The sequence below is a fragment of the Luteimonas sp. RIT-PG2_3 genome, assembly GCF_054902115.1.
On sequence record NZ_JBUBPF010000005.1, the window covers coordinates 102,488 to 128,964 of the forward strand.

Sequence of the window (26,477 nt, forward strand, 5' to 3'; positions counted from 1 at the left end):
CCTTGCACCTACAGTGCGGCCGCAGCCGCCGTAGCCACGTCAACAGCGGCCTGGGCATCGCGCGCCAGCGACTGTTTCAACAGCAGCTCAAGCGCCTTGCCCGCCGCGGCGAACGCGAACGCACCAGTAATGTGCGTGGCCGCGCCGAGACCCGCGCCGCAGTCGAGCTTCAGGGCCGCATCCGGTCCCACCGCGGGACGCAGGCCGCAGACGCTGCCGTCGGGCTGCGGATAGTTGACGTTCTCCAGCGAATACACCGCCGACACGCCGAAGTAACGCTGTGCGTTCTTGGGGAAATTGAACTCGCTGCGCAGCTTCTTGCGGACCAGGGCCAGCATCGCATCGTGCTCGGTCCGCGACAGGTCGCGTACCCGTACCAGCGTGGCATCGATGCGACCGCCCGCCGAGCCGACGGTGATGACCGCCTGCTTGCGCCGGCGACACCAGGCGATCAGTTCGACCTTGCTGCGGAAACTGTCGCAGGCGTCGATGACAAGATCGAACTGGCGATCCAGCAAGGCCTCGAGGTTGCCGGCCGTCAGGAACTCCGCTACCGCCTCGACCTTTGCGGACGGGTTGATCGCCCGGCAGCGCTCGGCCATGGCTTCGGCCTTGTTGCGACCGTACTGCCCTTCCAGCGCCGGCAACTGGCGGTTGGTGTTGGACACGCAGATATCGTCGGCATCGATCAGGGTCAACGCGCCAACCCCGCTGCGGATCAGCGACTCGACCACCCACGAACCGACCCCCCCCAGACCGACGATGGCCACCCGGCTGCGCGCAAAACGCTGCACTGCACCGCGCCCGTAAAGACGGTCGATGCCCGAGAAACGTGCCGACCAGATTTCATCCATCAATTCATCCATCGGCGCATTTTAGCGCCTTGGACGCATGCTATCGTCTGGCCCACGCCAGCCAGGAGCCAGCCATGTCGACACCGCCAGACGCCAACCGTCCCTCTTCGTCGCCCGCAGGCAGCACCCCGCCAGGCGGCACGGTGAAGGCCAAGCCCTCCGCGGCCGGCCGCTACCTGTTCCTGTTCCTGCTCGGCCTGGTGCTGGGCGCGGTCGGGGTGGTCATGGGGCTGCGGGCGATCGATGCTCGCAAGACCTGGCAGGACCACTACCCGCATGCGGCGATGCGACTGATGCAGGCCCACGCGTCCCAGCTGGCCGCCAGTGCCGACGCCAACCGCTGCAGCCCGACCGATCTGCTGCCGCACCTGCAGTCGCTGCGCAGCCTCGGCAACGACCTCGAACCCGCATTTGGCGAGCTTGGCACCGACAAGCGCTTCATCGCCCACGCCGGACAGTTCCGTGCCACGCTGGACAGTGCGCTGGCCTCGCCGCCGTTGAACTGCAACAGCTTGAAGGACGTCCAGGCCAAGGTCGGCGAGACCTGCAAGGCCTGTCACCAGGACTTCGCCAACTGAGGCAACCCAGCTGCATGGCGGGTGTCAGCGCGCTGACGGCCGCGTCTTGCCGACCGCTTCGCATCACTTGCCGGACTACCGGACGGCAGACGTTACCCACGCCCTGAATCGAAGCTGCACGAATCCGCACATCGCCATGTGTGGACGCGTCGGATTGCCGGTGCGTTCACGCGGCCGCGCCTAGTGTTGGCGTCACCGAACAGCACGTCGGTCGACCCCGACACAGGAGCGAGCCATGAAGTTGCGTCTTCCCGGAACCATGATCCTCATCGCATCGCTGGCTGCGGTCGGCTGCGCCAGCACATCGCCGGGCTACGGTCCTGGTTATGGCAGCGGGTACGGACCGGCACCGAATGCGTCCAACTGCTATGACTGCGGCACCGTCATCGCGATCGAACGCGCATCGACCCAGCAGGGCACCAACGTCGCCGGTCCGATCCTGGGTGGCATCGTCGGCGCCGTGGCTGGCAAGGAACTCGCCCGTCGCAACACCGACAGCGATGGCCGCCGCAACGTCGCCACTGCTGCCGGTGCCGTCGGTGGCGCGCTGGCCGGCAACGCGATCCAGAACCGCGTCGAGAACCAGGGCTACCTGGTGCACGTGCGCATGAGCGACGGCCGCACCACGGTCATCAGCCAGTCCGATGTCGGCGGGTTGCGCCAGGGCAGCGCGGTACGCGTGCAGAACGGTCGCGTGATCGCCTACTGACCTGCTCGCATCCAAACGGAGCCCTACAAGGAAAAAGCCCGGTCTCTCGACCGGGCTTTTTCGTCATGCCATGTCCGCTTCCGCAGCCTCGCTTACTGCGGTTCCACCGCGTCCGCCTGCAACCCCTTCTGCCCTTCGACCACGGTGAAGGTCACCGTCTGGCCTTCTTTCAGGCTCTTGAAGCCCTGCCCCTGGATGGCCCTGAAGTGTACGAAGACGTCCTGACCATTTTCCCGGCTGATGAAGCCAAATCCCTTGGCGTCGTTGAACCACTTCACGGTACCGGTTTCGCGCTCTGCCATTTGCATCACTCCCTGGAACAATTCGATTGAGTCTAGGATCGATGAAACGCCGGCGTACCGACGGCTGCTTGCAATGAGGAAGCGAGGTGCAACGATGTCACGGACAATGGAACCGCCCCACACAGATGTCGTACAACACGAATCCACTCCAGCCCGGTCGTACTGACTTTAGGGCCTTGACAAACACAGCAATCGAAAATTACCCCGGCATTTGACAAAATGCAAACCACTCCCGCCATCTGCGGCCTTACGCCGAAAACCTGAAGAAAATTCATGGACTTACAGTCGATCTGGTACGCGCTTGCGGTGCTGTTGGTGCTGGTGGGCCTGGCCGGCACGATCCTGCCCGCCCTCCCCGGCCTGCCACTGGTGTTCGCAGGCATGCTGCTGGCCGCCTGGGCGGGCGGCTTCGAACAGATCGGCGTCTGGGTGCTGGTGATCCTGGGACTGCTGACCGGACTGTCGCTGCTGGTCGACCTGTGGGCGACCGCGATCGGCGCCAAACGCGTCGGCGCCAGCCGCAAGGCGATCATCGGCGCGGTGCTGGGCACCTTCGCGGGCATGTTCTTCGGGATACCGGGCCTGTTCGTTGGCCCTTTCGCCGGCGCGGTCATCGGTGAGCTCCTGGCCCGCGGTCGTTTCCATCATGCCGAGATCGGGCCCGCCGCCCGCGTCGGCGTCGGCACCTGGATGGGGATCGCGTTCGGCATCGCGCTGAAGCTGATGCTGGCCTTCGCGATGCTGGGCATCTTCGCGCTGGCCTGGTTCACCTGATCACGCTCACATCAGCGGGTTCACCTGGCATGACCATCTCGGCGAGACCGCTTGGGCGTCCCAGGTCGGCGCTCAGCGCGTGTGCGGCGCGTCAACGTCGGTTTCCCGGGCCTTGGCTTAGACTGCATCGCAGTCACCCCACTCCCGTGCCCGATGCCGATACCGACGCGCTCCGCCTTCCCTGACCGGCTTGTATTCCATCCCTACGCGATCCGCAATGCACTGGCCGCCCTGGCGCTGCTGCTGGCGCTCGGCTGGATGATCGGCTTCGCGCCCGAGCTGCATGCGCAGACACCGGCCGCCACGCCGCCCGCGCAGCCCGATCTGCTGGACCTGCCGGCGGATACCAATGTCGCCAAGCGGCTCGACTTCGCGTTCGGCAATGCCACCGACAAGATGCTGAAGCTGGTCTCGGCGGCACCGTTGCTGCTGGTCGCGATCCTGATCGTGATGATCGCGTCGTGGCTGGGCGGCTTCATCTCGCGCAGGCTGCACTGGTTGCGACTGCGCACCGACAATCCCTATCTCGACGGCATGCTGCGCGGCGCGGTCAAGATCGTCATCGTGCTGTCGGGCGTGGTCATCGCGCTCGACATGCTGGACGCGACGCCGCTGGTGAGTGCGGTCCTCGGCTCGGCAGGCGTGGTCGGCCTGGTCATGGGCTTCGCGTTCAAGGACATCGCCGAGAACTATATCGCCGGCATCCTGTTGAGCCTGCGCCGGCCGTTCGCGCCAGGCGAGCACGTCAAGATCGACGGCAACGAAGGCCGCGTGGTCGCACTCAGCTCGCGCGCCACCCAGTTGATGACGCTGGAAGGCAATGAACTGCGCCTGCCGAACGCGCTGGTGTTCAAGGCGATCATCCTCAACTACAGCCGCAACCCCAAGCGCCGCTTCGATTTCAGCATCACCATCGACGGTGCGCAGTCCATCCACGCCTCGCAGGAACTCGCGATGGGCCGCATCGCCACGATCGACGGCGTGCTGGACGACCCCAAACCGTCGTGGACGGTCGTCGAGTACACGCCAGCCGGGATTGTGCTGCGCTTCTTCGGCTGGGTGAACCAGCGCGAAAGCGACCTTGGCAAGGTCCGCAGCGAGTGCATCCGCCAGGTCAAGGCTGCATTCTCGAAGGCCGGCATCGAATCTCCGCGCACCGTGTACCACGTCGTCAATGGCACCGAAGCCGAGGCCGCCGCGACCGCCGCAGCCCCCAGCGCGGCCGCCAGCGCCGTCGCCAACGAACCCTCGCACGACGTCGGCGCCGATACCTCGGTCAACACTGACATCGACGAGCAGCTTGCCCAGGCCCAGCAAAGCAGCGACTTCCAGAACCTGCTCGAACCCCGCCAGCCCGCCCCCCAGAAGGACCCGACATGAGCGTCGCCTCCCGAACCCTGCTTCTGATGGGCAGCGCATTGCTGGCCACGCCCGCGGCCCATGCCCAGTCCACGACACCCAGCAACATCGAGGCCTGCGCCGCGATGGAAAGCGATGCCCTGCGCCTGGCCTGCTACGACGCCGCCGCCGGACGCGGCAGCCGCAGCCCGGAACAGGCCGACGAAGCCGCGCTCGAAGTCCGGCGCCAGGCGCAGGCCGAAGCGAGCCAGGCCACCGATGCCGACGAACTGACACGCCGTGAACGCGCCCGCCGCGCGATCAACGACCTGTTCGTGCACGACGCCGAGAATGCCGAAGTGCTGGCCAATGCCGGCAAGGGATCGCTGCTGGATACGCGCTGGGAGCTGGCCAAGGACTCGAAGCTGGGGGCGTTCAACCTGCGCGCCTACAAGCCGGTCTATCTGCTGCCCGCGTTCTGGAGCAGCAACGTCAACACCACGCCGCATTCGCCCAATCCCCGCAATACCGTCAGCGAGCCGCAGGAACTCGACTCGCTGGAAGCCAAGTTCCAGATCAGCTTCAAGACCAAGGTCGCCGAGGACCTGTTCGGCGACAACGGCGATGTCTGGGTGGGTTATACGCAGAGTTCGCGCTGGCAGGTCTACAACAGCGAAATGTCGCGGCCGTTCCGCGAAACCAATTACGAACCCGAAGCCCTGCTGGTGTTCCGCAACGGCTACAGCATCGCCGGCTGGAAAGGCCGCATGGCTGCAGTCGGCATCAACCACCAGTCCAACGGCCGCAGCGATCCGCTGTCGCGCAGCTGGAACCGGGTGATGTTCAACATCGGCCTGGATCGCGACAACTGGGCGCTGATGCTGCGCCCGTGGTACCGGATTCCCGACGGCAACGACGATGACAATCCCGACATCGCCGATTTCGCAGGCCGTGGCGACGCGACCCTGACCCACATCCGCGGACGCCACGAGTTCTCGCTGATGGCCCGCCATTCGCTGCGCGGCGGCGACCGCTCGCATGGCGCGCTGCAGTTCGACTGGGGCTTCCCGATCCACCGCAATTTCCGCGGCCACCTGCAGGTGTTCAACGGCTATGGCGAGAGCCTGATCGACTACAACCACAAGTCGACCTACGTCGGCCTGGGTGTCTCGCTGCTGGAATGGTTCTGAGTCCCACGGCCGCCTGAGGCCGCCCTCCGTCGCCATCTTCATGTCGCCGCCGCCTCGCCCCGGCGGCGATGGTGCGCGCCTGCATGCCTGGATCGACGGGCCGGACAAAGCCTCCATCCCATGGTCGCGACACCGTGCACCGGACTGCCACGCTGGCAATGAACGTGAATGCGTATTATTCTCATCCACTTCATCTCTCCCGCCTTTGCCCTGCATGGATCCGGCCACTATCGAACTGTTCCAGCGCGAGCGGACACGGCTGATCCGTTTCGTCGAGCGCATCGTTGGTTGCCGGGCGATGGCCGAGGACATTGCCCAGGACACGATCCTGCGCCTGCGTGACCGCAAGCTGGGCCCGGGTGACGCCAACCTGCTGCTGCGGACCGGGCAGAACTTGGCCATCGACCACCTGCGCGCCACCCGGATCCGCCAGCAGCACGCCGCGCTGGCCCCGGAAGAACCGCTGTCCGAAGACACCCCGGAACGCCACCTGCAGTCCTCGGACCAGTTGCAGGGCCTGCAGCAGGCCTTGCGGGCCTTGCCGATCCGCACCCAGCGGATCTTCCTGATGCAACGCCTGGACGGCATGAGCTATCCCAGGATCGCCGCCGCGCTGGGCGTCTCCCTAAGCACCGTCGAGAAGGACATGATCCGGGCGATGGAAGCATGCCGGCGCTGCCTGGCATCACGACAGGCGATGGACGGCGGCGCACGCGATGAGGGAAAGCACCCGGTGGTCCGTTCTTTACGAAGAACCACCTAGCCCAGCCCGCCTACCAGGTCAGCCATGTCGAGCACTCGCCAACCTCCCGATACCGCCCAGCAAGCCGCCATTGCCTGGTTCGCGCGCATGCGTGGCGCGCCCGACGAACTCGAACGCGCGCGCTTCCTGGCCTGGCTGGAATCGCCGGCCAACCTGCAGGCCTGGCACGAGCAGCTGCAGGTGTGGGAAACCCTGGCGCAACCGGCCGCCGCCGTTGGCGAAGGCGGCTGGTATCGCCCGCCGCCACCGCGCAAGCGCCGTCCACTGGTCCGCTGGGGGCTTGCCGCCAGCGTGCTGGCCTGCACCGTCGCGGCCGCTGGCACATGGCGCGATCCGGGCCTTTACCAGCGCAGCGTGGCCGACATCTCGACCACGCCGGGCGAACAACGGCGGATCACGCTGGACGATGGCTCGACGCTGCTGCTCGACGGCGACACCGCGCTGGACCTCGACATCAGCGCGCACGGGCGCTGGATCACCCTGCGGCGTGGCCGTGCCGCGTTCCATGTGGCCAACATCGACACGCCGTTCGTGGTGCGCAGCGGCAAGGCCGAGATCCACGATCTCAGCACGCGCTTCGTCGTCGACCGCCGCGAAGGCGGCGCCAATACCGTGGTCGAGGAAGGCGCGGTCCGGATCGAGGGTGTCGGCGCGCGGGCATTCGAAGTCCATGCCGGACAGCGCGTGAAATGGGGCAATGACCTGCGCCAGCCCCGTCGCCAGCAGGTCGATGTGCGCGCCCTGGGCGCGTGGCAGCAAGGCGTCCTGCTGTACCAGGACGCGCCGCTGGCCCAGGTCGTGCTGGACCTGAACCGCTATAGCGGCGAGCGCATCGTGCTGGCGAATGCCGCGCTGCGCGGCCACGCCGTTACCGGCACCTTCAGGATCGACGACACCGGCACCGCGCTGCGCGCGCTCGAACACAGCCTCGGGCTGCGCGTGACCCGGGTCCCGGGGATCGCCTCGATCATCCACTGAGAACCTGTTTACGATCTTGCTGCGCTTGCCAGCTGGCGCGCGTGCGGTGCTCGGTTGCTCATGTATCGCTACATACAGTGCGCTTTCTGCGCTCCACCACACGCCAGCTGCCAGCGCTCGCGACAGATCGTAAACAGGTTCTGTGGCCATCGCGCGGCAGGCAGGTGCGTCGCCCGCCCTAGACCCGGCCCGCAGCCCCGGACACCGCCATGCCGTCTGCTTAGGTGGAAACACCGATTGTTGCTTCGACAAGCATGAGTGATTCTCATTCGTCACTCGTTGTGCATTGCGACACCCGATGAATCGGGCTCCCTTGCACAACCCCAGGAATCCCACATGTTGCGCCCGCTCTCCTCTTCAACACCGTTGCGCCGCCACGCGCTGACCGTCGCCGTGCTGGCCGCCGCCCTCGGTGGCAGCCTGCTGCAACCGGCTCTCGCACAATCCGGCGGCACCACCGCGCAGCACGCGCTGTCGATCCCGGCCAAGCCGCTGCCGGCCGCGCTGGCCGACTTTACTGCGCAGACCGGCGTCCAGATCGTCGTCCCGTCCGGCCTGCCCTCGGGCGTCAACGCGCAGGCGGTCGATGGCCGCCAGTCCGCCACCGAAGCGCTCGGCAAGCTGCTGGCCGGCACCGGCCTGACCTGGCGCGTGGTCGACAACAGCACCATCGCGCTGGAGCAGGCTCCGGTCGGGAGCGGCGACGTGCAGGTCACCGACGCGGTACGGATCGTCGGTGGGGGTGGTGGCGGTGGCGGCAACGTGGTCAGTGAAGGCACGCGCTCGTACACGACGCCGCAGGCCAATACCGCGACGCGCCTGGGCCTGTCGCTGCGCGAGACCCCGCAATCGGTCACCGTGGTGACGCGTCAGCAGATCGAGGACATGGGCGCGCAGACCATGACCGACATCCTGGAACAGACCACCGGCATCGCGGTCAGCATCACCGATACCGAACGCGTGAACTACATGTCGCGTGGTTACAGCATCAGCACGTACCAGGTCGATGGCATCAACAATGCCTTCAGCAACGGCTATACGCGCGTCATCAGCGATCCGGCGATCTATGACCGCATCGAAGTGTTGCGCGGCGCAGGTGGACTGACGCTGGGTGCCGGCGATCCGGGCGGTACGATCAACCAGGTCCGCAAGCGCCCGACCAATGCATTCGCCGCGAGCGTCGGACTGACCACGGGACGCTGGAACAGCCATCGCCTCGAGTTCGACATCGGCGGCCCGCTTGCGCTGGACGGCCGCATCCGTGGCCGCGCAGTCGCCGTCAAGCAGACCAGCGATTCGTTCCGCGACTGGTATACCTCGGACAAGGAAATCTTCTTCGGCACGCTGGAAGGCGACCTGACCGAGAAAACCCTGCTGACCGTTGGCTACACGTACCAGAAGCCCGAGAACTCGGGCGTGACCTGGGGCACCATTCCCTACTGGCTGTCCGATGGTTCGTTGGCGAACCTGCCCTCGTCGTTCAACACGGCGGCGCGATGGAGCCAGTGGGCGACGATGCAGAAGCAATGGTTCGCACGCGTCGAACATGCCTTCAATGAAGACTGGAACCTCAAGCTCAGCTTCACCAAGGACGACCAGAAGGTCTACGGTCACCGCTGGTTCGGCGGCAACGGCTACTTCCCCAATCCTGACGGCACCGGCAAGTCGGCCTGGTGGGGCGGCGGCGACAACTACGCGACCGATCGCACCTGGGATGCCCAGCTTGGCGGCGCCTTCGCCCTGTTCGGTCGCCGTCATGAAATCAATGTCGGTTACACCAATGCCGAAGGCGAGAACCACACGCCCGCAGCGAGCGACATCCTGCCTGCCGATTTCTTCACCGTGATCCCCGACTGGCGCAACTGGGACGGCAACGTCCCGCAGTACCAGATCCAGTACGAGGACTACGACAGCAGCTATTCCGAATACAAGCAGTCGGCCGTGTACTTCGCTGCACGCATCAACATTGCCGATCCGGTCAAGGCCATCATCGGCGGTCGTTATGGCGACTGGGAGAAGTACAGTTTCACGCGCAATGACACCACCGGCAACTATGCCCGGACCGGCTACGGCATCGAGGACGTGTTCACGCCCTATGCGGCCCTGCAGGTCGATGTCGGCGAATACCTGACCGCCTACGCCAGCTTCACGGACATCTTCACGCCGCAGAACGCACGCGATTATCGCGGCGAGTACATCGACCCGATCGAGGGCAACCACTACGAGGTCGGGCTCAAGGGCGAGTTCTTCGATGGTGGTTTGAATGCGTCGATCGCCGCTTTCCGCAGCAAGAAGGACAACCTCGCCGAGATCGACGACGACGGTCGCCTCGAGGATGGCAGTTTCGATCCGCTGAACCCGCCCGAAGGCTACAACCCGGCCGGCTACCGCTTCATTCCAGGCACCTCCGAGTTGGCCTATCGCTCGACCGGCAAAGGCAACCGGATCAACGGATACGAGCTCGAGGTCCAGGGCGACATCTCCGCCAACTGGAGCGTGGCCGGTGGCTACACGCGCGTCGACATGGAAGACAAGAACGGCGCCGCGATCACCACCTACCTGCCATCAAAACTGTTGCGGCTGCGCACGAATTACCGTTTCGACGGCGCACTGGAAAAGCTGAGCATCGGCGGCGGCGTGACCTGGCAGAGCGAGACCTGGGCCAACGTCAACAGCGTCCCGACCGGCCAGGTGAATCCCGTGACGGGCCGCGCGATCACCGAATCGCGCAGGATCGTGCAACCCAGTCTCTATCTGCTGAACCTGTCGGCGCACTACCAGGTCAGCGAACAGCTGTCGTTGAATTTCAACGTCAATAACCTGCTGGACAAGGAGTACTACAACCGCGTCGGCTTCTACAGCGGCGTGACCTGGGGCACGCCTCGCGACTACAGGCTGTCCCTGCGCTACCGCTTCTGATGTTCCACCCCGGTCACGGCCTGGATTCTTCCCACAGGTCGTGACCGGGTGCTCCACCGACACCTCCCCCCTGTCATCCAGACCCTCCCAGCGAGCACTCTCTTGAACACTGCCAGCCATCCCGCCGTCCGCCAACGCCTGCAAGCGTGGCTGTCGGCAGCCTGGGTCCAGGTGCTGTCGCGTGCGCTGGCCGCCATCTTCGGCGGCTATGCGCTTGCGGCCAGCTTCACCGCCTTCCTGTCATTGGCGTTGCCGATGCACCGCAGCCAGTCCGTGCTGACCGGCATGCTGCTGGGCATCGTGCTGTACGCCTGTGCAGCGATGTGGGCGTTCGCGACCCGTACCGCATTGCGCGCCTGGGTCGGCATCCTGTTGCCGGCCGCACTGTGCTACGGCGGACTGCGCCTGTTGCAGGGAGTGGCCGCATGAAGCAGGGTTTCCGCCAATCGATGGCCTGGCTGCATACCTGGACTGGCCTGCTGGTCGGCTGGCTGCTGTTGCTGATCTTCATGGCCGGCACCGCCAGCTATTACCGCGACGAGATCACGCGCTGGATGAAGCCGGAGCTGACCGGGCAACGCGTCGAGGCCGACCTCGCCGCCGAGCGCGCGCTGGCCTACCTGGCCACCAAGGCGCCGAAGGCCGAGCAGTGGACCGTGACCCTGCCCGGCGAACGCAATCCCGCGCTGCGGATGTTCTGGCGCAATCCGGAATCGATGGTCAAGCCGCGCCCGGAAGGCGAGCGCAGGCGTGGCCGCGGACGCGATGGCCGCTTCGGCGATGCCACGCTGGACGCGAGCACCGGACAGGAGGTCAAGGCACGCGAGACGCGCGGCGGCGACTTCTTCTACCGGCTGCATTTCGACCTGTACTACATCCCGGTGTTGTGGGCCCGGTGGCTGGTCGGTTTCTGTGCGATGTTCATGCTGGTCGCGATCATCACCGGCGTGGTGACCCACAAGAAGATCTTCACCGACTTCTTCACCTTCCGCCCCGGCAAGGGACAGCGCTCGTGGCTGGATTTCCACAACGCCAGCGCGGTGTTCGCACTGCCCTACCACGCAATGATCACCTACACCGGCATCGTCACGCTGATGTTCATGTACCTGCCGTGGGGCGTCAAAGTCGCCTATCCGCAGGATGAGGACGCGTTTTTCACCGAGGCCTTCGGCGGCATGGCCGACGTCCGTCCGGCCAGTGGCGAACCGATGGCCGCCAGATCCGTCGACGAACTGCTGGCGATCGCACGCGGCCAATGGCAGGACCGTGACGTGGATGCGTTCACGATGCACAACCCCGGCGACCGCAACGCGGTGTTCGAGGCGCGTCAGACCGAAGGCAAGCGGATCTCGACGCAGACGCCGGCGATCCGCATCGATGCAGTGACCGGACAGGTCATGGAGAACTCGCATCCTCCGGGCGGGGCCAGCGAGACCCGCAACGTGATGTACGGCCTGCACGTCGCGCGCTTCGGCGGCTGGCCGATGCATGCGCTGTTCTTCATCTCCGGCCTTGCCGGCTGCCTGATGGTCGCCAGCGGCGTGGTGCTGTGGGCGGTCAAGGAACGCCAGAAGCATGCCAAGAGCGGCCGGATCAGCTTTGGCCTGCGGCTGGTCGACGCGCTCAACATCGGCACTGTCGCCGGCCTGACGATCGCGTTCCCCGCGTACTTCTGGGCCAACCGGCTGTTGCCGCTGGACATGGCGGAACGTCCGCGCGGCGAAGCCAACGTGTTCTTCTATGCCTGGGCTGCAGCGCTGGTCCTTGCCTTCCTCTGGCCGCGTCGACGGATGTGGAGCCTGCAGTTGTGGATCGGCGGATTGCTGTTCGCGGCCATCCCGCTGCTCAACCTGCTGACCTCGACGCGCCACCTCGGGCACACGCTGTCCGAAGGCGACTGGGCCGTCGCAGGCGTCGACATCGTGACCTGCGCGATCGGCGTTGTGATCTGTTACACGGCGGTCCGCGTGCAGCGCTGGACGCCGCCACTGAGCGCGGCACAGAAGCGTGCGAAGCAGACGGCCACCCCGGCGGCCACCATCGACGCAACCCCGGCGGTGACGCCATGAACGCGGCCATGATCGTGCTGTTGCTGGCACTGTCGTTCAGTGGTTTTGCTGCGCTGTGCCTGGCCATGGAACGCCATCACCAGGATGTCCATGGCCGCAAGCCCGTGCCCGCAGCACGCCTTCGACGGCTGCGCGTGCTGGGCTGGGCGGTGCTGACGCTGGCGTTCGCGCTGGCCATCGTCATCGCCGACTGGAACATCGGGCCGGTGTTGCTGCTGGGCGCGCTGACCTTGTCCGGCGGCGTGCTGGTCTATGGTCTGCTGCCGTATCGCCCGCAGTGGATCGTGCCGGCCGCGGTCGCGTTGCCGCTGTTGGCGCTGGTGCTGCTGGGCGTGGCCGCGCTGCGCTCGCCCGGCGTGCCGACGACGACCGCCTCGGCGCCTGCCGCACATGCGACAGGAGTCACGGGCCGCCATGTCTGATGCGAAGCGACGCCTCAACGAGCAGGACCTGATGCTGGCGTGCAACGCACAACTGCGCCGGCACGGACTGCGCGCGACCAGCGCACGCCGGCTGGTGCTGTGCCTGCTGCTGGACCGTCCCGACGACGACGCCGACCAGTCCAGACCCGGAGTCGCAGCGATGCAACGCCAGCTCGCGGCCAGCGGACGTCCGTTCCAGGCATCGACGATCTATCGCGTGCTCAACGACTTCCAGAGTGCCGGCCTGCTCGCGCACCCCCTGCCGGGCCAGCCCGCGCCCGGCGAACCTCCGTCGGCGCGCCAGCCTTCCCGCGCGCTCCGCCAGCGGCCTTCCCAGCGCAGCCGCGCTGCCCTCACCCGCAAAGAGACCCGATGACATGACCCGCCTACGCCACCCCCTGCTGCTCGCACTGTCCCTCCCTCTGGCGTTGATGGCCTGCAAGCCGTCCACCGACGCCCCCACCGCGCCTGCGGCGCAGACCGCGAATCCCGCCAGAGAACCCGCCGCGGCCGACAGCGCCATCGTGCTGCAACCGCAGCGCAAGGACGTCAGCAAGGGCCTGTATGAAATCGCGTTCGATCCCGCGTCCTCCTCGTTGTTCGCGGCCAGCACTGGCTTCGATGCCAAGGACGGCGGGCGCATCTACCAGCTCGATGCCACCACGCTCGACATCAAGCACGAGTATCCGGTCGAACGCCGCTCGTTCGCGCTCGGCCTCAACCGCAACACCAACACGCTGTACATCGGCAACACCCTGGATGGTTCGGTCACCGCGCTCGATGCCGGGACCGGCACGACCAAGGGTGTCTTCCAGCTCGGCAAGACCGACGCCGAAGGCAATGCCGCGCATACCCGCAAGGTCATCGTCGACGAGGCCGGCAACCGTCTGTTCGTGACCAATCCGGAGGAAACCGAAGGCCGCCTGTGGATCGTCGATGGCGCCAGCGGCAAGATCCTGCACACGCTGGAGAAGCTGGGCAAGTACCCGACCGGCGCGGCCTACGACAGCCAGAACAAGCGCCTGTATGTGGGTCATGGCGGCACCCAGGAAATCGCGGTCGTCGATCCGGACAGCGGCAAGGTCGTGAACCGCTTCGACACGGGCGAAGCCGACGCGCATTACTTCATCAACCTGGCGGTCGACCCGGCGTCCAACCGCCTGTTCGCCAGCGACGCCAGCACCAGCAGCCTGGTGGTGTTCGACACCAACACCGGCAAGGTCATCAAGACCGTGCCCGCGGGCGTTGGCACGCTCGACATCCTGTTCAATCCGGTGCGCCAGGAGATCTACCTGACCGATCGCGGCGTCAATCGCGAGACCAAGGACGGCAGCGGGCACCTGAGCGTCATCGATGCCACCAGCTACGCCGTCAAGCACACCCTCGACCTGCCGCCGCATCCCAACAGCCTGGCGCTGTCCGATGACGGCCAGACGCTGTACGTCAGCGTCAAGAACGGTCGCGGTGCGGACACGCCGGAAGGCATCGTCCGCATTCCACTGCAGTAAGCCACCCCGCGGGCGCGGCTCCGGCCGCGTCCGCGCCGCATCAGCGGTCGCAATGGATGTCCACGACGTCCACGGGCACCGCTTGCCCCGCCCATTCTCCTGTCCCGCTCCACGGAAAACGCCATGTCGATCCCCGCTGTCCTTCCCGTTGTTCCCGCCATCGGCCACGACCTCACGCCCTGGGGCATGTACCAGAATGCAGACTGGGTCGTGCAGGCGGTCATGATCGGCCTGGCCTTCGCATCCATCGTCACCTGGACCGTGCTGGTCGCCAAGGCGTGGGAACTGCTGAAGATCGACCGCACGCTGCGCGCCGCACGCCAGGCGCTGCTGCAATCGTCGCGCCTCTCGGACGCCAGCGACGAATCCAGCCTCGCCTCGGGCATCCCGCAACAGCTGCTGGATGCGGCCGAAACCGAACTGCGGCTGTCGCTGGACGTCTCCGACAAGGCCGGCATCAAGGAGCGCGTCGCCTCGCGCCTGGACCGACTCGAAACCGGCTATTCCCGCCACCTGCGCAAGGGCACCGGCCTGCTGGCGACGATCGGTGCAACAGCGCCGTTCGTGGGCCTGTTCGGAACGGTCTGGGGCATCATGAACAGCTTCATCGGCATCGCCGAATCCAACACCACCAACCTGGCAGTGGTCGCCCCCGGCATCGCGGAAGCGCTGCTGGCAACCGCGCTCGGACTGGTCGCGGCGATTCCGGCCGTGGTCATCTACAACCACTTCAGCCGCACGCTTGCGGGCGTACGCGGACTGATCGGCGACCTGTCGGCGGCGGTGCAGCAACTGGTGTCGCGCGACCTCGACCGTCGCGGCGCGGCATCGGCCAGCATCACCCCGATCAGCGCACGCTGAGGAGACGATCATGGGTGCACGCCTGGGCCATCACGACGACGACGATCTCGACGAGAACCACGAGATCAACGTCACCCCCTTCATCGACGTCATGCTGGTGTTGTTGATCATCTTCATGATCGCCGCGCCACTGGCCACGGTCGATGTGCCGGTCGACCTGCCGGCTTCGACGGCGACGCCGCAGCCGAAGGAAGGCGAACCGGTCTTCGTCACCGTGCAGGCCGACCTGAGCCTGAGCCTGGGCGAGCAGCCGGTCAGCCATGAGGCACTGCAGGCGGCGCTCGATGCGTTGACCCGGCGCAATCGCGACGAGCGCATCTTCCTGCGCGCCGACAAGGCCGTGCCCTACGGCGACCTGATGGAGGCGATGAATGCACTGCGTGACGCGGGCTACCTGAAGGTCGCGCTGGTCGGGCTCGAAGCTGCGCCAGCACGGGCGGCAGGCGCGCCATGACCTTCCGGCAGGACACCCGCGAAGGCCTGCGCTGGAGCACCAGCCTGGTCGTGGTGCTGATGGTGCATGTGGTCGCGGTCGCGGTGACGCTGTCGGCCCGCAGCGCCGAGCCAGCGCCGATCACAGCACCGATGGAAGCGGTGATGATCGAGCTCGCACCCGAGCCGGTGACGCCGCCGGCGCCGCCGCAGGAGATCCCGCCGGGGCCCCAACAGGAGCAGCAACCGGTGCCGAAACCCGAGCCCCGGCCGGTTCCCGAGGTTGAGCCCGATGTCGTCGATCCGTACCAGGAGCCCGTGACCGAAGACACCACGCAGGAACAGGTCGAACGCAGCACCGCGCCACCGCCCAGCAGGCTGCCGCCTGCCGCCACCTCGGCGGCACCGCAGAACGTGCGCTCCAGCGGCGACAACCTGGCGCCAGCCAGTTGGGAAAGCAGGCTGCTGGCGCACCTGGAAACCCATCAGCGCTACCCGCAGCGCGCACGCAGCAATCGCCAGCAGGGCGTGGCCTACCTGCGCATCAGCGTCGGCCGCAATGGCGAGCTGCTGGCGCATGCGCTGGAACGCAGCAGCGGACACGCGGTGCTCGACCAGGAAGCGATCGCGGCGCTGCTGCGCGCGGCGCCGCTGCCGGCACCACCTGCCGAGATCGTCAAGGTGCCGGTCGAACGCATCGTGCCGATGCAGTTCATCTATCGCCGTTGAGGCACGTGACTGTCGATGTACATCAATGTCATCACGCCCTGCCCTTGAAGGCCGCCGCCGGGCAAGGCCTGCGCCCTTGAAGATCCAGGGCGCGCGAGGCCAGTGCCACGGGCTACGCCGATGGTCTTCGTTCACAGGCCCTACGGTCGCGGCGAGGTCGCGCGCCGGTCGCCACAGGTAGTCCAGGCGGGGCGCGATTGGCTATGCTTCCCGGCAGCCAACGCCAACCGGACCGCAACATGGACGTCACCGCCCCCCGCCCGCGCCGCTCGTTCTTCGCCTATGCCTCGGCGATGCTGGGCCTGCTCAGCGTCTTCGGCGTGCTGTGCTTCCACTATCCCGAACTGCTGACCAGCAAGGAGTTCCGCGCCGTCTACGACGAGGGCTTCGCACGCAACCTGTTGTTGCTGGGCCTGGTCGCGGCCTTCATCCTCGGCACGCTGGCGATCCTGCGCGACCGCAACAAGCGCATCGCGACGATCGGCGTCGGCAGTGCGACGCTGGCGGTGCTGCTGGGCGGCACCAACGTACAGTTCGACGCCATCGGCGAGACGCCGTTCTCGCTGGGGCTGGACTGGTTCGTGATCTCGCTGTTCTTCTCGGCGCTGGTATTCGTACCGCTGGAACGCTACCTCGGCAAGCGCACGCTGTCTCCGCTGCGCAAGGGCTGGCGCACCGACATCGCGTACTTCTTCATGAGCCACGTGCTGGTGCAGTTCATCCTGATCCTGGTCACTGCATCGACCTCGACGATCGCCGGGCTTGCGGCCTTCCCGTCATTGAAGGACGCGATCCAGTCGCTACCGGTCTGGGGCCAGTTCCTGATCGCGGTGTTCGTGGCCGACATGGCGCAGGCGCTGCTGCATCGCGCGTACCACAACATCCCCTGGCTCTGGCGTTTCCACGCCGTGCACCACTCCAGCCGCGAGATGGACTGGCTCGCCGGCTCGCGCATCCATTTCGTCGAGATCGTGCTGACCCGCAGCGCGGTGCTGCTGCCGCTGCTGGTGCTGGGGTTCTCGACGCCGGCAGTCAACGCCTACGTGATCCTGGTCGGCCTGCAGGCGGTCGTGGCGCACTCCAACATCGGCCTGCGTTTCGGCTGGCTCGAGTACCTGCTGGTGCTGCCGCGCTACCACCACTGGCATCACGCGCGCCAGCAGGAATACATCGACGTCAACTACGCCATCCACCTGCCGCTGGTGGACATGCTGATGGGCACGTTCAAGCTGCCGCGCGACCAGGCCGAATGGCCGCAGGAGTACGGCGTCATGAAGCTCGAGACCGTGCCCAAGGGCATCGTCGAACAACACCTGATGCCATTCCGCGGCAAGAAGACCTTCGACGACTACGTCGATTGATGCAAGGGCATTCGTCCCTGCGCCGGATGCCGCAGGCCTTGCTGCTGAGCGTGCTCGCCATGGCATGCCCGCCGCTGTCAGCAGGGCAACCGTCTCAGTCTTCTCCATCGCTGTGTTCCGACACGGGCTTGCAGGTCAGCAGGCGCGAGCGACGCGGCAGCCATTATTTCGCAATGTCGGCCAGCACGCAGGTCGAGGTCCGCTTTCGCGGCCGCAAGCTTTGTGGCACCGACATCGATGCCCTGCTCCATCCCGATGGTGACGAGCCTTCGCGCGCCCGCATGTGGTGCCCGGTCGCTGCCCAGGCGCTGCCCGGCCAGGGCGCATTGGTATTCTTTTCGTCCGCCAGTGCGCCGGGGCCGGTCCTGGCCCATCTTTGCGCCCGCGACGGCGCACTGGTCGCGACGCGGATCGATGCCGCAACGATCGATACCGCGAACGAGGCCCGCACAGACACCCCGACCAGCCCCGATCGCAACCGCTTCTACTCGCCCCGTCTGCTCGATGCGCGGATGCCGGGATGGACGCGGGTCGAGACCGCCTGGTACGACACGATCCTGATAGCGCATTCGCCGCTGAGGATCGTTCGCCTTGGCCAGGGGCGGCTGCTGGATATCGAGCATGGCATCGCCTGGCTGATCGTCGACATCGACAAAGTGTCCCCGGACATGGCGGCGCGTGATCGCCGTGCGCATGTCCGTGCGGTATCGCTGGACGATGGCCGCAGCGTGGCGAGCCTCGCACTGCCGGGATGCGCCGGCATACCGCCGATGCAACTGGACGGCAACGATGCGGTGGCCGTCCCCCGAACGCCTGGACGATTGGCATTCAACGACGTCGCACCCTGGCGACGCCAGCATTTGCGCCTGCACCAGGATCCGTACCCGCACATCGAATGGCTGGGCGACGACGACGGCTGTCGCGCCACGGACGACAAGTGACGACGGCAACACCGGCCTTGCTCAGGCCCAGTCGCTGATGCCTTCGCAACGATAGGTCTCGTGGAACGACGGCAGCGCCTTCATCAGGCCTGCCAGTGTTGCCAATTCCGGCCAGCTGTCCGCCGGCCGGGGCATGTTGCGCGACCAGCGCATCAGCATCGTCAGCAGGAAATCGGCGGCCGAACGCTGCGCGCCCAGCAGGTAGGGGCCGTTGGCTCGCAGGTGATCGGCCACCTGCTGCCAGGCCTGCTCGATCTTCGCGCGCGCCTGCGCCTGCGCGGCGTCCACATGCGCATCGCCGGCCGGCTCGCCGGGATAGAACCAGTCGCGATAGGCCGGCTGCAGGGTATTGGCGCAGAAGAACATCCAGCGGTAATACTGCGCCCGCGCGGGACTGCCGACCGGCGGGGCAAGGCCCGCCTGGGGAGACAGGTCTGCGAGCTGCAGTACGATCGCGGCCGCTTCAGTGATGGCCTCGCCATCCACGACCAGCGTCGGCACCCGGCCGGCCGGATTGAGCGCCAGATAGTCGCCGGACTTCTGCTCGCGCCTGTCGAAATCCAGCATGTGCAGCGTATGCGGCACGTCGAGTTCGATCAGCAACCAGTGCACGACCAGGCTGGCGGTACTGGGGGAGCCATAGAGCGAGACGGACATGCACGCGATCCTTCAGGTCGGAGGATGTGCCGCGCAGGATTCGCGCGGCGCCAGGGCCGACAAGCTTACGCCACCACCACCGGGATACCGGCGATCCTGGCCTTCCATTCGCGCGGGCCGGTCTCGTGCACGGACGTGCCTTCGGAATCGACGGCGACGGTCACCGGCATGTCCTTGACCTCGAACTCGTAGATCGCCTCCATGCCCAGGTCGGCGAACGCGAGCACCTTCGCGGCCTTGATCGCCTTCGACACCAGGTAGGCCGATCCGCCCACCGCCATCAGGTAGACCGACTTGTGCTTGCGAATCGCTTCGATCGCCGCCGGACCGCGCTCGGCCTTGCCGACCATGCCCAGCAGGCCGGTCTGGTCGAGCACCTGCTCGGTGAACTTGTCCATGCGCGTCGCCGTGGTCGGACCCGCGGGACCCACCACCTCGTCACGCACCGGGTCGACCGGGCCGACGTAGTAGATGAAGCGGCCCTTGAGGTCGACCGGCAGCGTCTCGCCGCGATCGAGCATCTCGACGATGCGCTTGTGCGCGGCGTCGCGACCGGTCAGCAGCTTGCCGTTGAGCAGCAGCACCTCGCCGGGCTTGAAGCTGGCAACCTCGGCGGGCGTGATCGTGTCGAGCTGCACGCGACGCGCGCCGTCCGGGTTGTAGGTCAGCTTGGGCCAGTCTTCCAGCGACGGCGGCTCGAGCATCACCGCACCGCTGCCGTCGAGGGTGAAATGCGCATGCCGGGTGGCCGCGCAGTTGGGGATCATCGCGACCGGCAGGTTGGCGGCATGGGTCGGAAAATCCTTGACCTTGATGTCCAGCACGGTGGTCAGGCCGCCCAGGCCCTGCGCGCCGATGCCCAGGGCGTTGACCTTGTCGTAGAGTTCCAGCCGCAGTTCTTCGGCACGGTTGGACGCACCGCGCGCCTGCAGCTCGACGATGTCGATCGGCTCCATCAGCGATTCCTTGGCCAGCAGCATCGCCTTCTCGGCGGTGCCGCCGATGCCGATGCCGAGCATGCCCGGCGGACACCAGCCGGCGCCCATCGTCGGCACGGTCTTGAGCACCCAGTCGACGATCGAATCGGACGGATTCAACATCGCGAACTTCGACTTGGCCTCCGAGCCGCCGCCCTTGGCCGCGACGATGACGTCGACCTGGTTGCCGGGCACGATCTTGACGTTGACCACACCGGGCGTGTTGTCCCGGGTATTGGTGCGCTTGCCGGCCGGATCGGCCAGCACGCTGGCGCGCAGCTTGTTGTCGGGATGGTTGTAGGCGCGGCGCACGCCTTCATGGACCATGTCCTCGACGCCCATCGTCGCGTCGTCCCAGCGCACGTCCATGCCCACTTCGAGGAAGACGGTGACGATGCCGGTGTCCTGGCAGATCGGGCGATGGCCCTCGGCGCACATCCGCGAATTGATCAGGATCTGGGCGATGGCATCCTTCGCGGCCGGCGAGGCCTCGCGCTCATAGGCCGCGGCGAGGTTCCGGATGTAGTCGACCGGGTGGTAGTAGCTGATGTACTGCAGGGCGTCGGCGACCGACTGGATCAGGTCTTCCTGGGCGATGGCGACGGACTGGCGGACGGACGGAAATGCGGCCTGGGGGGTGGCTGGAGTCACGGCTGGCTCGATAGCTGGCGGATTGCCGGGCCATTTTAACGGCCCCGGCGCGTCCGGTGCTTTAAACCTTCGGTGACCACCCGGCATCCCATGGATATGCTGATGGCCACGATGACCGACGCGATCCCCGACAACGCCCTGCAGGCCTGCCCCGCGGAGGACGACCACGCCCTGGTGCGTGCGTCCGCCGGTGGCGACATGCAGGCCTTCGAAACCCTGTACCGGCGCCATCTGGGCCGGGTCCACGGGGTCATCGTGCGCCTGGTCGGACAGACCGGAAGCCGTGCCGAGGACCTGACCCAGGAGGCCTTCGTGCGTGCCTGGCAGGCCCTGCCCGCGTTCCGCTTCGAGAGCGCGTTCGGGACCTGGCTGCACCGGCTGGCGGCCAATACCGCGCTGATGGAACTGCGCAGCCGTCGCGGCCAGCCGGGCATGGATGCCGAGGAAGAGACCTTCGACACCCTCGGCAGCCACGACACTGCCGGCCACGTCACCGCGCTGTCGATCGACCTGGAGCAGGCCGTCGCCAAGTTGCCGCCCCGCGCGCGCGCCGTGCTGGTGCTGCATGACGTCGAAGGCTGGAAACACGAAGAGATCGCCGACGCGCTGGACATGGCCGTCGGCAGCTCCAAAGCCCAGTTGCACCGGGCCCGCAAACTGTTGCGCACGCGTTTGGGAGAGCACGCATGACCCACGACACCCCACAAAGCCTCCACCCCGACCAGGACGGCCCCCTGCCCGACGCGCTGCGCTGGCAACTGCGCGCACTGCGGACCGAGGCCACGCCCACGCACGACCTCTGGCCGGGCATCGCCGCGCGCCTTGCCGCGCAGCCGGTGCCTTCAGCGACCCCACCCGTGACCCCGCTGCGGTCGACGGGCAGGCGTCGCGTGCGCTGGATCGCGTCGATGGCAACGGCCGCGACCCTCGCGCTTGCGCTCGGCATGGGGTGGCAGCTGCGCCCCGACGGTGCCGGCGAAGTGCTGGTGCACGACACCGTACCGGTACCAACGATGCCCTCGGCGTCCAGCGTATCGCCCAGCTCGATGCTGGCCGTGCAGGCCAATGCGATGTCACGCGAGTACGAGGCGGCGTTGCGCGAAATGACCGCGCTGCATGGCGGCCTGCCCACGGCGGCAGACACCCAGGGCACCTTCGTGCTGCTCGATGCCAGCGCGGCGCAGATCCGCGACGCACTGACGCACGACCCCGATGCGCGCTTCCTGCTGACCCGGCTGCAGCGTGTCTACGCCCAGCGCCTCACCCTCACACAACAACTGCTGACCCATCAACGCCTGCGCGCGTGACCATCGCGCCCGACCCAAGGAACCACGCCATGAAGACCCTGCTGCTAGCCCTGCCCCTGTCGTTCGCATTCTCGCTGCCGCTGCTGGCGGCGACCCCGATCAACGAAACCCGTCCGCTGGATGCGCGCGGCACTGTCGACGTGTCCAACGTCAAGGGTCGCATCGAGGTGCGCACCTGGGACCGCGCCGAAGTCCAGATCACCGGCAGCCTCGGCGACGGTGTCGAGCGCCTGCAGATCGAGGGCGATCGCCAGAACCTCGAGGTCAAGGTCCGGTATCCGCGCAACAGCAGCAACACCGAGCCGACCAACCTGGTGCTCAACGTCCCGCTGCAGGCGAGCCTGGACATCAGCGGCGTCGCGGTCACCATCGACGTGGCCGGCGTCGCCGGCCAGAAGCTCGAGATCGACAGCGTCAGCGGCACCGTCACCGCTATCGGCGCGCCGCGCGACGTCGAGATCGACAGCGTCAGCGGCGACCTGCGTCTGAACCTCAACAGCAACAACGTCGACATCGAGAGCGTCAGCGGCAACATCTCGCTGCGTGGCCGCATCGCCGGCGACATCGAGGTGGAGACCGTGTCCGGCGACATCGTGATCGACACCCGTGGCGAGCAGGCGCGCAGAATCGGCACCAGCACGGTGTCGGGCAATGCCGAGATCCGCAGCGGTCTGGCCAGCAACGGCAAGATCAGCGCCGAGTCGGTCAGCGGCAACATCACCGTGATCGCCCCGCGCGACCTGTCGGCACGCGTTGTCGCCGAAAGCTTCAGCGGCCGCCTGCGCGCGCCGGACGCCACGATCGTCAAGCCCAAGTACGGTCCGGGTTCGAACTTCGAGCACAGCTACGGACGCGGCGATGGCGAGATCAAGATCGAAACCTTCTCCGGCAGCGCCGAGTTGAAGCTCGACTGATCCGCGCCCAGCGCCGGCCTGCGCGGGTCCATCGACCACCGCGGGCCAGCAATGACGACGACGACGGGCGGCGATCGATGATCGACACGCCCGTCGTCCACCTTTCCGGCAGTACGCATCGCTGGCGGTCGCGCGATCCAACGGTGACGGCCTTGCAGGCCATCCATCCCTTGCAAGCCGATCAAGCTGATCAAGCCGATCGGGCCGATCAGGCAAAACAAGCCGCGCCCAACACCCTCTGCCCCAACCGGACGGGACGCCAGGTGAGGTCCGATCCGCCAGGCGCTGGCCCGCCGTCCGGATCGCCTGCAGACCGCAGCGCGCATGTCGATGCACGATGCCCTGCACGCGCTTCATGCACAATTGCGGCATGTCCGCCTCCCCGAACCATCGTGCCGACTCCGCACCCGCGGAGCGTCCCAACCTGCGCGAGCGCTTCAATGCGATGCGCAACCTGCCGCCGTTCCTGCGCCAGATCTGGCAGACCAGCCCCGCGCTGACCCTGACCACGATCGGCATCCGCCTGATCCGCGCATTCCTGCCGATCCTGATGCTGTACATCGGTAAGCTGATCATCGACGAGGCCATCCGCCTGGTCGGTCTTGGACTGGCCTTCGAAGGACTGACCGACGCCTGGCACAGCGGACGGCTCGACCACCTCGCCTCGCTGCTGGCCCTGGAGTTCGCGCTGGCGATCGCGTCCGACCTGCTGGGGCGGATCGTCAGCTATGCCGACTCGCTGCTGTCGGAACTGTTCACCAATGCCACCAGCGTGCGCTTGATGGAGCACGCGGCAACGCTGGACCTCGAGGATTTCGAAGACCCCGACCTGCAGGACAAGCTCGACCGCGCACGTCGGCAGACCATGGGCCGGATGAGCCTGATGGGGCAACTGTTCGGGCAGGTGCAGGATGCGATCACCGTCGTCAGCTTCGCGGTCGGCCTGCTGATCTACGCGCCCTGGCTGATCCTGCTGCTGGCGGTCGCGCTGGTGCCTGCCTTCGTCGGCGAGTCGCATTTCAACGCACTGGGTTACTCGTTGAACTTCCAGTGGACGCCGGAACGGCGACAGCTCGAATACGTGCGCCAGACCGGTGCCAGCGTCGAGACCGCCAAGGAAGTGAAGATCTTCAACCTGCACAGGTTCCTGATCGAGCGCTACCGCACCCTGGCCGACAAGTTCTTCAAGGCCAACCGCGCCCTCGCCCGCCGCCGGGCGATCTGGGGCACGCTGCTGGCGGCCCTGGGCACGCTGGGCTACTACGTCGCCTACGGCTACATCGCCTGGCGCACCGTGCGCGGCGATTTCAGCATCGGCGACCTGACCTTCCTGGCCGGCAGCTTCCGCCGCCTGCGACAGTTGCTGGAAAGCCTGCTGATCGGCTTCTCTCAGGTCGCCAGCCAGGCGCTGTACCTCGAGGACCTGTTCTCGTTCTTCGAGATCGAGCCCGAGATCAAGTCGCCCGTGCACCCGGTGGCGTTCCCGCAACCGATTCGCCAGGGCTTCGTGTTCGAGAACGTCGGCTTCCAGTACCCCGGCGCGGATCGCTGGGCCGTGCGCCATCTCGATTTCGAACTGCGCGCGGGCGAGGTGCTGGCCCTGGTCGGCGAGAACGGCGCTGGCAAGACCACCCTGGTCAAACTGCTGGCACGGCTCTACGACCCCGACGAGGGTCGCATCCTGCTCGACGGCCACGACCTGCGCGACTACGACCTCGATGAGCTGCGCGCCAACATCGGCGTGATCTTCCAGGATTTCGTGCGCTACCACCTCACCGCAGGCGAGAACATCGGCGTCGGCCAGATCGACCGCATGTACGACCAGCAGCGCATCCGCGATGCCGCGCAGCGGGCCATGGCCGATGCCTTGGTCGAATCGCTGCCGCACGGCTACGACCAGTTGATCGGCCGCCGCTTCAAGACCGGCGTCGACCTCTCGGGCGGGCAATGGCAGAAGATCGCCATCGCACGCGCCTACATGCGCAACGCCCAGTTGATGATCCTCGACGAGCCCACGGCAGCGCTGGATGCACGCGCCGAATTCGAGGTGTTCCAGCGCTTCAAGGAGCTGTCGGACAACCGCACCGCGGTGCTGATCTCGCACCGTTTCTCCAGCGTGCGCATGGCCGACCGGATCCTGGTGCTCAATGGCGGACGCCTGGAGGCCAGCGGTACCCACGATGCCCTGCTGGCGGAAGGCGGACGCTATGCCGAGTTGTTCGAACTGCAGGCCGCGGGCTACCGCTGAGGCCCGGCCGCCGTCAGCGAGTGCGTGGCCGCCAATGGCGACGCCGGGCGATGCAGCAACGCGAAAAATTGCCGGGCACGTTCGCCGGCAACGGCGCCCGGGAGGGTCGGAAGATGAGATTCAATCTCATCAATCGGGTTACAATACCCGCAGTTCCTGACTGCCGACCCCTCCCCCATGTCTTCCGCATTTGGCACTGAAACGGTGCTGGACGTCCGTCACTGGACGGACGATTACTTCAGCTTCACCACCACCCGCGACGACGGCTTCCGTTTCGACAACGGCCAGTTCGTCATGATCGGCCTGGCGACGGACACCAAGCCGATCCTGCGTGCCTATTCGATCGCCAGTGCGAACTGGGAAGAGCAGTTGGAGTTCTTCAGCATCAAGGTCGACAACGGCCCGCTGACCTCGCGCCTGCAGCACATCAAGCCGGGCGACGAGATCCTGATCGGTCGCAAGCCCACGGGCACGCTGCTGATCAGCGACCTGCATCCGGGCCGCAACCTGTACCTGCTGGGGACCGGCACCGGTTTCGCGCCGTGGCTGTCGGTGATCAAGGATCCCGAAACCTACGAGCGCTTCGACAACGTCATCGTCACCCACGGCGTGCGCGAGGCCAAGGACCTGGCCTACCGCGACTACATCGTCCGCGAACTGCCGCAGAACGAATTCCTCGGTGAGCAGATCGCGGCCAAGCTGCATTACTACCCGGCGGTTTCGCGCGAGAGCTTCGAGTTCGACGGTCGCGACCATCGCGGCCGCCTGACCGACATGCTCGACAGCGGGCGCATGGCGGCCGACCTCGGCCTGCCGCCGCTGGACGCCGCGCATGATCGCGCGATGATCTGCGGCAGCCCGCAGATGCTGGCCGATTTCCGCAACATCCTCGATGCCCGCGGCTTCGAGGCAGCGCCCAGGATCGGAACCGCCGGCCAGTATGTCTTCGAGCGCGCGTTCGTCGAGAAGTGAGCCCGCCGGCGGCCGTTGCCGCC

The 26,477-nt window shown here is 66.6% G+C and carries 26 protein-coding genes and 1 pseudogene; 23 read left to right on the forward strand and 4 right to left on the reverse strand.

Features of this window, described 5'->3' with window-relative positions; translation table 11 throughout:
• Window positions 1-8: 8 nt before the first annotated feature.
• Window positions 9-854, reverse strand: a complete 846-nt coding sequence (locus tag ACYX7E_RS09545) for a tRNA threonylcarbamoyladenosine dehydratase (RefSeq protein ID WP_462080634.1) — start codon at window positions 852-854, stop codon at window positions 9-11.
• 74 nt (window positions 855-928) lie between these two features.
• Between ACYX7E_RS09545 and ACYX7E_RS09550 the strand changes: the two genes are divergently transcribed.
• Together ACYX7E_RS09550 and ACYX7E_RS09555 are read left to right on the forward strand one after the other, a co-directional pair.
• Complete coding sequence (locus ACYX7E_RS09550) at window positions 929-1,432, forward strand: hypothetical protein (RefSeq protein WP_462080348.1); 504 nt, start codon at window positions 929-931, stop codon at window positions 1,430-1,432.
• A gap of 235 nt (window positions 1,433-1,667) precedes the next feature.
• Window positions 1,668-2,141 carry a glycine zipper 2TM domain-containing protein gene (locus tag ACYX7E_RS09555; RefSeq protein ID WP_462080349.1) on the forward strand — a complete coding sequence of 158 codons (474 nt, stop codon included), beginning with the start codon at window positions 1,668-1,670 and terminating at the stop codon, window positions 2,139-2,141.
• A gap of 92 nt (window positions 2,142-2,233) precedes the next feature.
• On the opposite strand, the gene ACYX7E_RS09560 is transcribed toward ACYX7E_RS09555, so the two are convergent.
• On the reverse strand, window positions 2,234-2,443 hold the full coding sequence (locus ACYX7E_RS09560) for a cold-shock protein (RefSeq protein WP_462080350.1): 210 nt from the start codon (window positions 2,441-2,443) through the stop codon (window positions 2,234-2,236).
• A 273-nt stretch (window positions 2,444-2,716) separates the two neighbouring features.
• Between ACYX7E_RS09560 and ACYX7E_RS09565 the strand changes: the two genes are divergently transcribed.
• The 16 genes and pseudogenes from ACYX7E_RS09565 to ACYX7E_RS09640 all read left to right on the forward strand — a co-directional run bounded on the left by ACYX7E_RS09565 (window position 2,717) and on the right by ACYX7E_RS09640 (window position 18,728).
• Complete coding sequence (locus ACYX7E_RS09565; RefSeq protein WP_462080351.1) at window positions 2,717-3,217, forward strand: DUF456 domain-containing protein; 501 nt, start codon at window positions 2,717-2,719, stop codon at window positions 3,215-3,217.
• Between the two features lie 153 nt (window positions 3,218-3,370).
• The gene (locus ACYX7E_RS09570; RefSeq protein WP_462080352.1) at window positions 3,371-4,597 is read left to right on the forward strand and encodes a mechanosensitive ion channel family protein; all 1,227 of its coding nucleotides are present in this window, start codon (window positions 3,371-3,373) and stop codon (window positions 4,595-4,597) included.
• Entirely contained in the window at window positions 4,594-5,745 is a 1,152-nt protein-coding gene (locus tag ACYX7E_RS09575) for a phospholipase A (protein WP_462080353.1), read from the forward strand. The genes ACYX7E_RS09570 and ACYX7E_RS09575 overlap by 4 nt, the downstream gene beginning before the upstream one ends.
• A gap of 214 nt (window positions 5,746-5,959) precedes the next feature.
• Window positions 5,960-6,508, forward strand: a complete 549-nt coding sequence (locus ACYX7E_RS09580; RefSeq protein WP_462080354.1) for an RNA polymerase sigma factor — start codon at window positions 5,960-5,962, stop codon at window positions 6,506-6,508.
• Window positions 6,509-6,532: 24 nt separating this feature from the next.
• Window positions 6,533-7,486: a FecR family protein gene (locus ACYX7E_RS09585; RefSeq protein ID WP_462080355.1), complete on the forward strand. Its 954-nt coding sequence runs from the start codon at window positions 6,533-6,535 to the stop codon at window positions 7,484-7,486.
• Window positions 7,487-7,822: 336 nt separating this feature from the next.
• Window positions 7,823-10,405 (forward strand): TonB-dependent siderophore receptor, encoded by a 2,583-nt coding sequence (locus ACYX7E_RS09590; RefSeq protein ID WP_462080356.1) that lies wholly within the window; start codon window positions 7,823-7,825, stop codon window positions 10,403-10,405.
• Window positions 10,406-10,507: 102 nt separating this feature from the next.
• Window positions 10,508-10,834 (forward strand): DUF3649 domain-containing protein, encoded by a 327-nt coding sequence (locus tag ACYX7E_RS09595; protein ID WP_462080357.1) that lies wholly within the window; start codon window positions 10,508-10,510, stop codon window positions 10,832-10,834.
• The gene (locus ACYX7E_RS09600; protein WP_462080358.1) at window positions 10,831-12,474 is read left to right on the forward strand and encodes a PepSY-associated TM helix domain-containing protein; all 1,644 of its coding nucleotides are present in this window, start codon (window positions 10,831-10,833) and stop codon (window positions 12,472-12,474) included. The genes ACYX7E_RS09595 and ACYX7E_RS09600 overlap by 4 nt, the downstream gene beginning before the upstream one ends.
• 8 nt (window positions 12,475-12,482) lie before the next feature.
• Window positions 12,483-12,800, forward strand: a pseudogene (locus ACYX7E_RS09605) (DUF3325 domain-containing protein); the annotation flags it as partial.
• Between the two features lie 88 nt (window positions 12,801-12,888).
• Window positions 12,889-13,272: a hypothetical protein gene (locus ACYX7E_RS09610; RefSeq protein ID WP_462080359.1), complete on the forward strand. Its 384-nt coding sequence runs from the start codon at window positions 12,889-12,891 to the stop codon at window positions 13,270-13,272.
• A 1-nt stretch (window position 13,273) separates the two neighbouring features.
• Window positions 13,274-14,404, forward strand: coding sequence for a YncE family protein (locus ACYX7E_RS09615; RefSeq protein WP_462080360.1), 1,131 nt, complete (start codon window positions 13,274-13,276; stop codon window positions 14,402-14,404).
• 123 nt (window positions 14,405-14,527) lie between these two features.
• The gene (exbB, locus tag ACYX7E_RS09620) at window positions 14,528-15,265 is read left to right on the forward strand and encodes a tonB-system energizer ExbB (RefSeq protein WP_462080361.1); all 738 of its coding nucleotides are present in this window, start codon (window positions 14,528-14,530) and stop codon (window positions 15,263-15,265) included.
• A 10-nt stretch (window positions 15,266-15,275) separates the two neighbouring features.
• On the forward strand, window positions 15,276-15,719 hold the full coding sequence (gene exbD, locus ACYX7E_RS09625) for a TonB system transport protein ExbD (protein WP_462080362.1): 444 nt from the start codon (window positions 15,276-15,278) through the stop codon (window positions 15,717-15,719).
• Window positions 15,716-16,426, forward strand: coding sequence for a TonB family protein (locus tag ACYX7E_RS09630; protein ID WP_462080363.1), 711 nt, complete (start codon window positions 15,716-15,718; stop codon window positions 16,424-16,426). The genes exbD and ACYX7E_RS09630 overlap by 4 nt, the downstream gene beginning before the upstream one ends.
• A 239-nt stretch (window positions 16,427-16,665) precedes the next feature.
• Entirely contained in the window at window positions 16,666-17,787 is a 1,122-nt protein-coding gene (locus tag ACYX7E_RS09635; RefSeq protein ID WP_462080364.1) for a sterol desaturase family protein, read from the forward strand.
• A 38-nt stretch (window positions 17,788-17,825) separates the two neighbouring features.
• Entirely contained in the window at window positions 17,826-18,728 is a 903-nt protein-coding gene (locus ACYX7E_RS09640) for a hypothetical protein (RefSeq protein WP_462080365.1), read from the forward strand.
• A 21-nt stretch (window positions 18,729-18,749) separates the two neighbouring features.
• Here the strand turns inward: ACYX7E_RS09640 and ACYX7E_RS09645 are convergent, their stop codons facing one another.
• Both ACYX7E_RS09645 and ACYX7E_RS09650 read right to left on the reverse strand, forming a co-directional pair.
• Window positions 18,750-19,385 (reverse strand): glutathione S-transferase family protein, encoded by a 636-nt coding sequence (locus tag ACYX7E_RS09645; RefSeq protein ID WP_462080366.1) that lies wholly within the window; start codon window positions 19,383-19,385, stop codon window positions 18,750-18,752.
• Between the two features lie 65 nt (window positions 19,386-19,450).
• Complete coding sequence (locus ACYX7E_RS09650) at window positions 19,451-21,013, reverse strand: fumarate hydratase (protein ID WP_462080367.1); 1,563 nt, start codon at window positions 21,011-21,013, stop codon at window positions 19,451-19,453.
• A 111-nt stretch (window positions 21,014-21,124) separates the two neighbouring features.
• Here ACYX7E_RS09650 and ACYX7E_RS09655 point away from each other — a divergent pair, with 111 nt between their 5' ends.
• The 5 genes from ACYX7E_RS09655 to ACYX7E_RS09675 all read left to right on the forward strand — a co-directional run bounded on the left by ACYX7E_RS09655 (window position 21,125) and on the right by ACYX7E_RS09675 (window position 26,454).
• Window positions 21,125-21,703: an RNA polymerase sigma factor gene (locus ACYX7E_RS09655; RefSeq protein WP_462080635.1), complete on the forward strand. Its 579-nt coding sequence runs from the start codon at window positions 21,125-21,127 to the stop codon at window positions 21,701-21,703.
• Window positions 21,700-22,320: a hypothetical protein gene (locus tag ACYX7E_RS09660; protein WP_462080368.1), complete on the forward strand. Its 621-nt coding sequence runs from the start codon at window positions 21,700-21,702 to the stop codon at window positions 22,318-22,320. Before ACYX7E_RS09655 ends, ACYX7E_RS09660 begins: the two co-directional genes overlap by 4 nt.
• A gap of 29 nt (window positions 22,321-22,349) precedes the next feature.
• Window positions 22,350-23,234, forward strand: a complete 885-nt coding sequence (locus ACYX7E_RS09665; protein ID WP_462080369.1) for a DUF4097 family beta strand repeat-containing protein — start codon at window positions 22,350-22,352, stop codon at window positions 23,232-23,234.
• Between the two features lie 370 nt (window positions 23,235-23,604).
• Window positions 23,605-25,482 (forward strand): ABC transporter ATP-binding protein, encoded by a 1,878-nt coding sequence (locus ACYX7E_RS09670; protein WP_462080370.1) that lies wholly within the window; start codon window positions 23,605-23,607, stop codon window positions 25,480-25,482.
• A gap of 177 nt (window positions 25,483-25,659) precedes the next feature.
• Window positions 25,660-26,454, forward strand: a complete 795-nt coding sequence (locus ACYX7E_RS09675; RefSeq protein WP_462080371.1) for a ferredoxin--NADP reductase — start codon at window positions 25,660-25,662, stop codon at window positions 26,452-26,454.
• Window positions 26,455-26,477 lie beyond the last annotated feature (23 nt).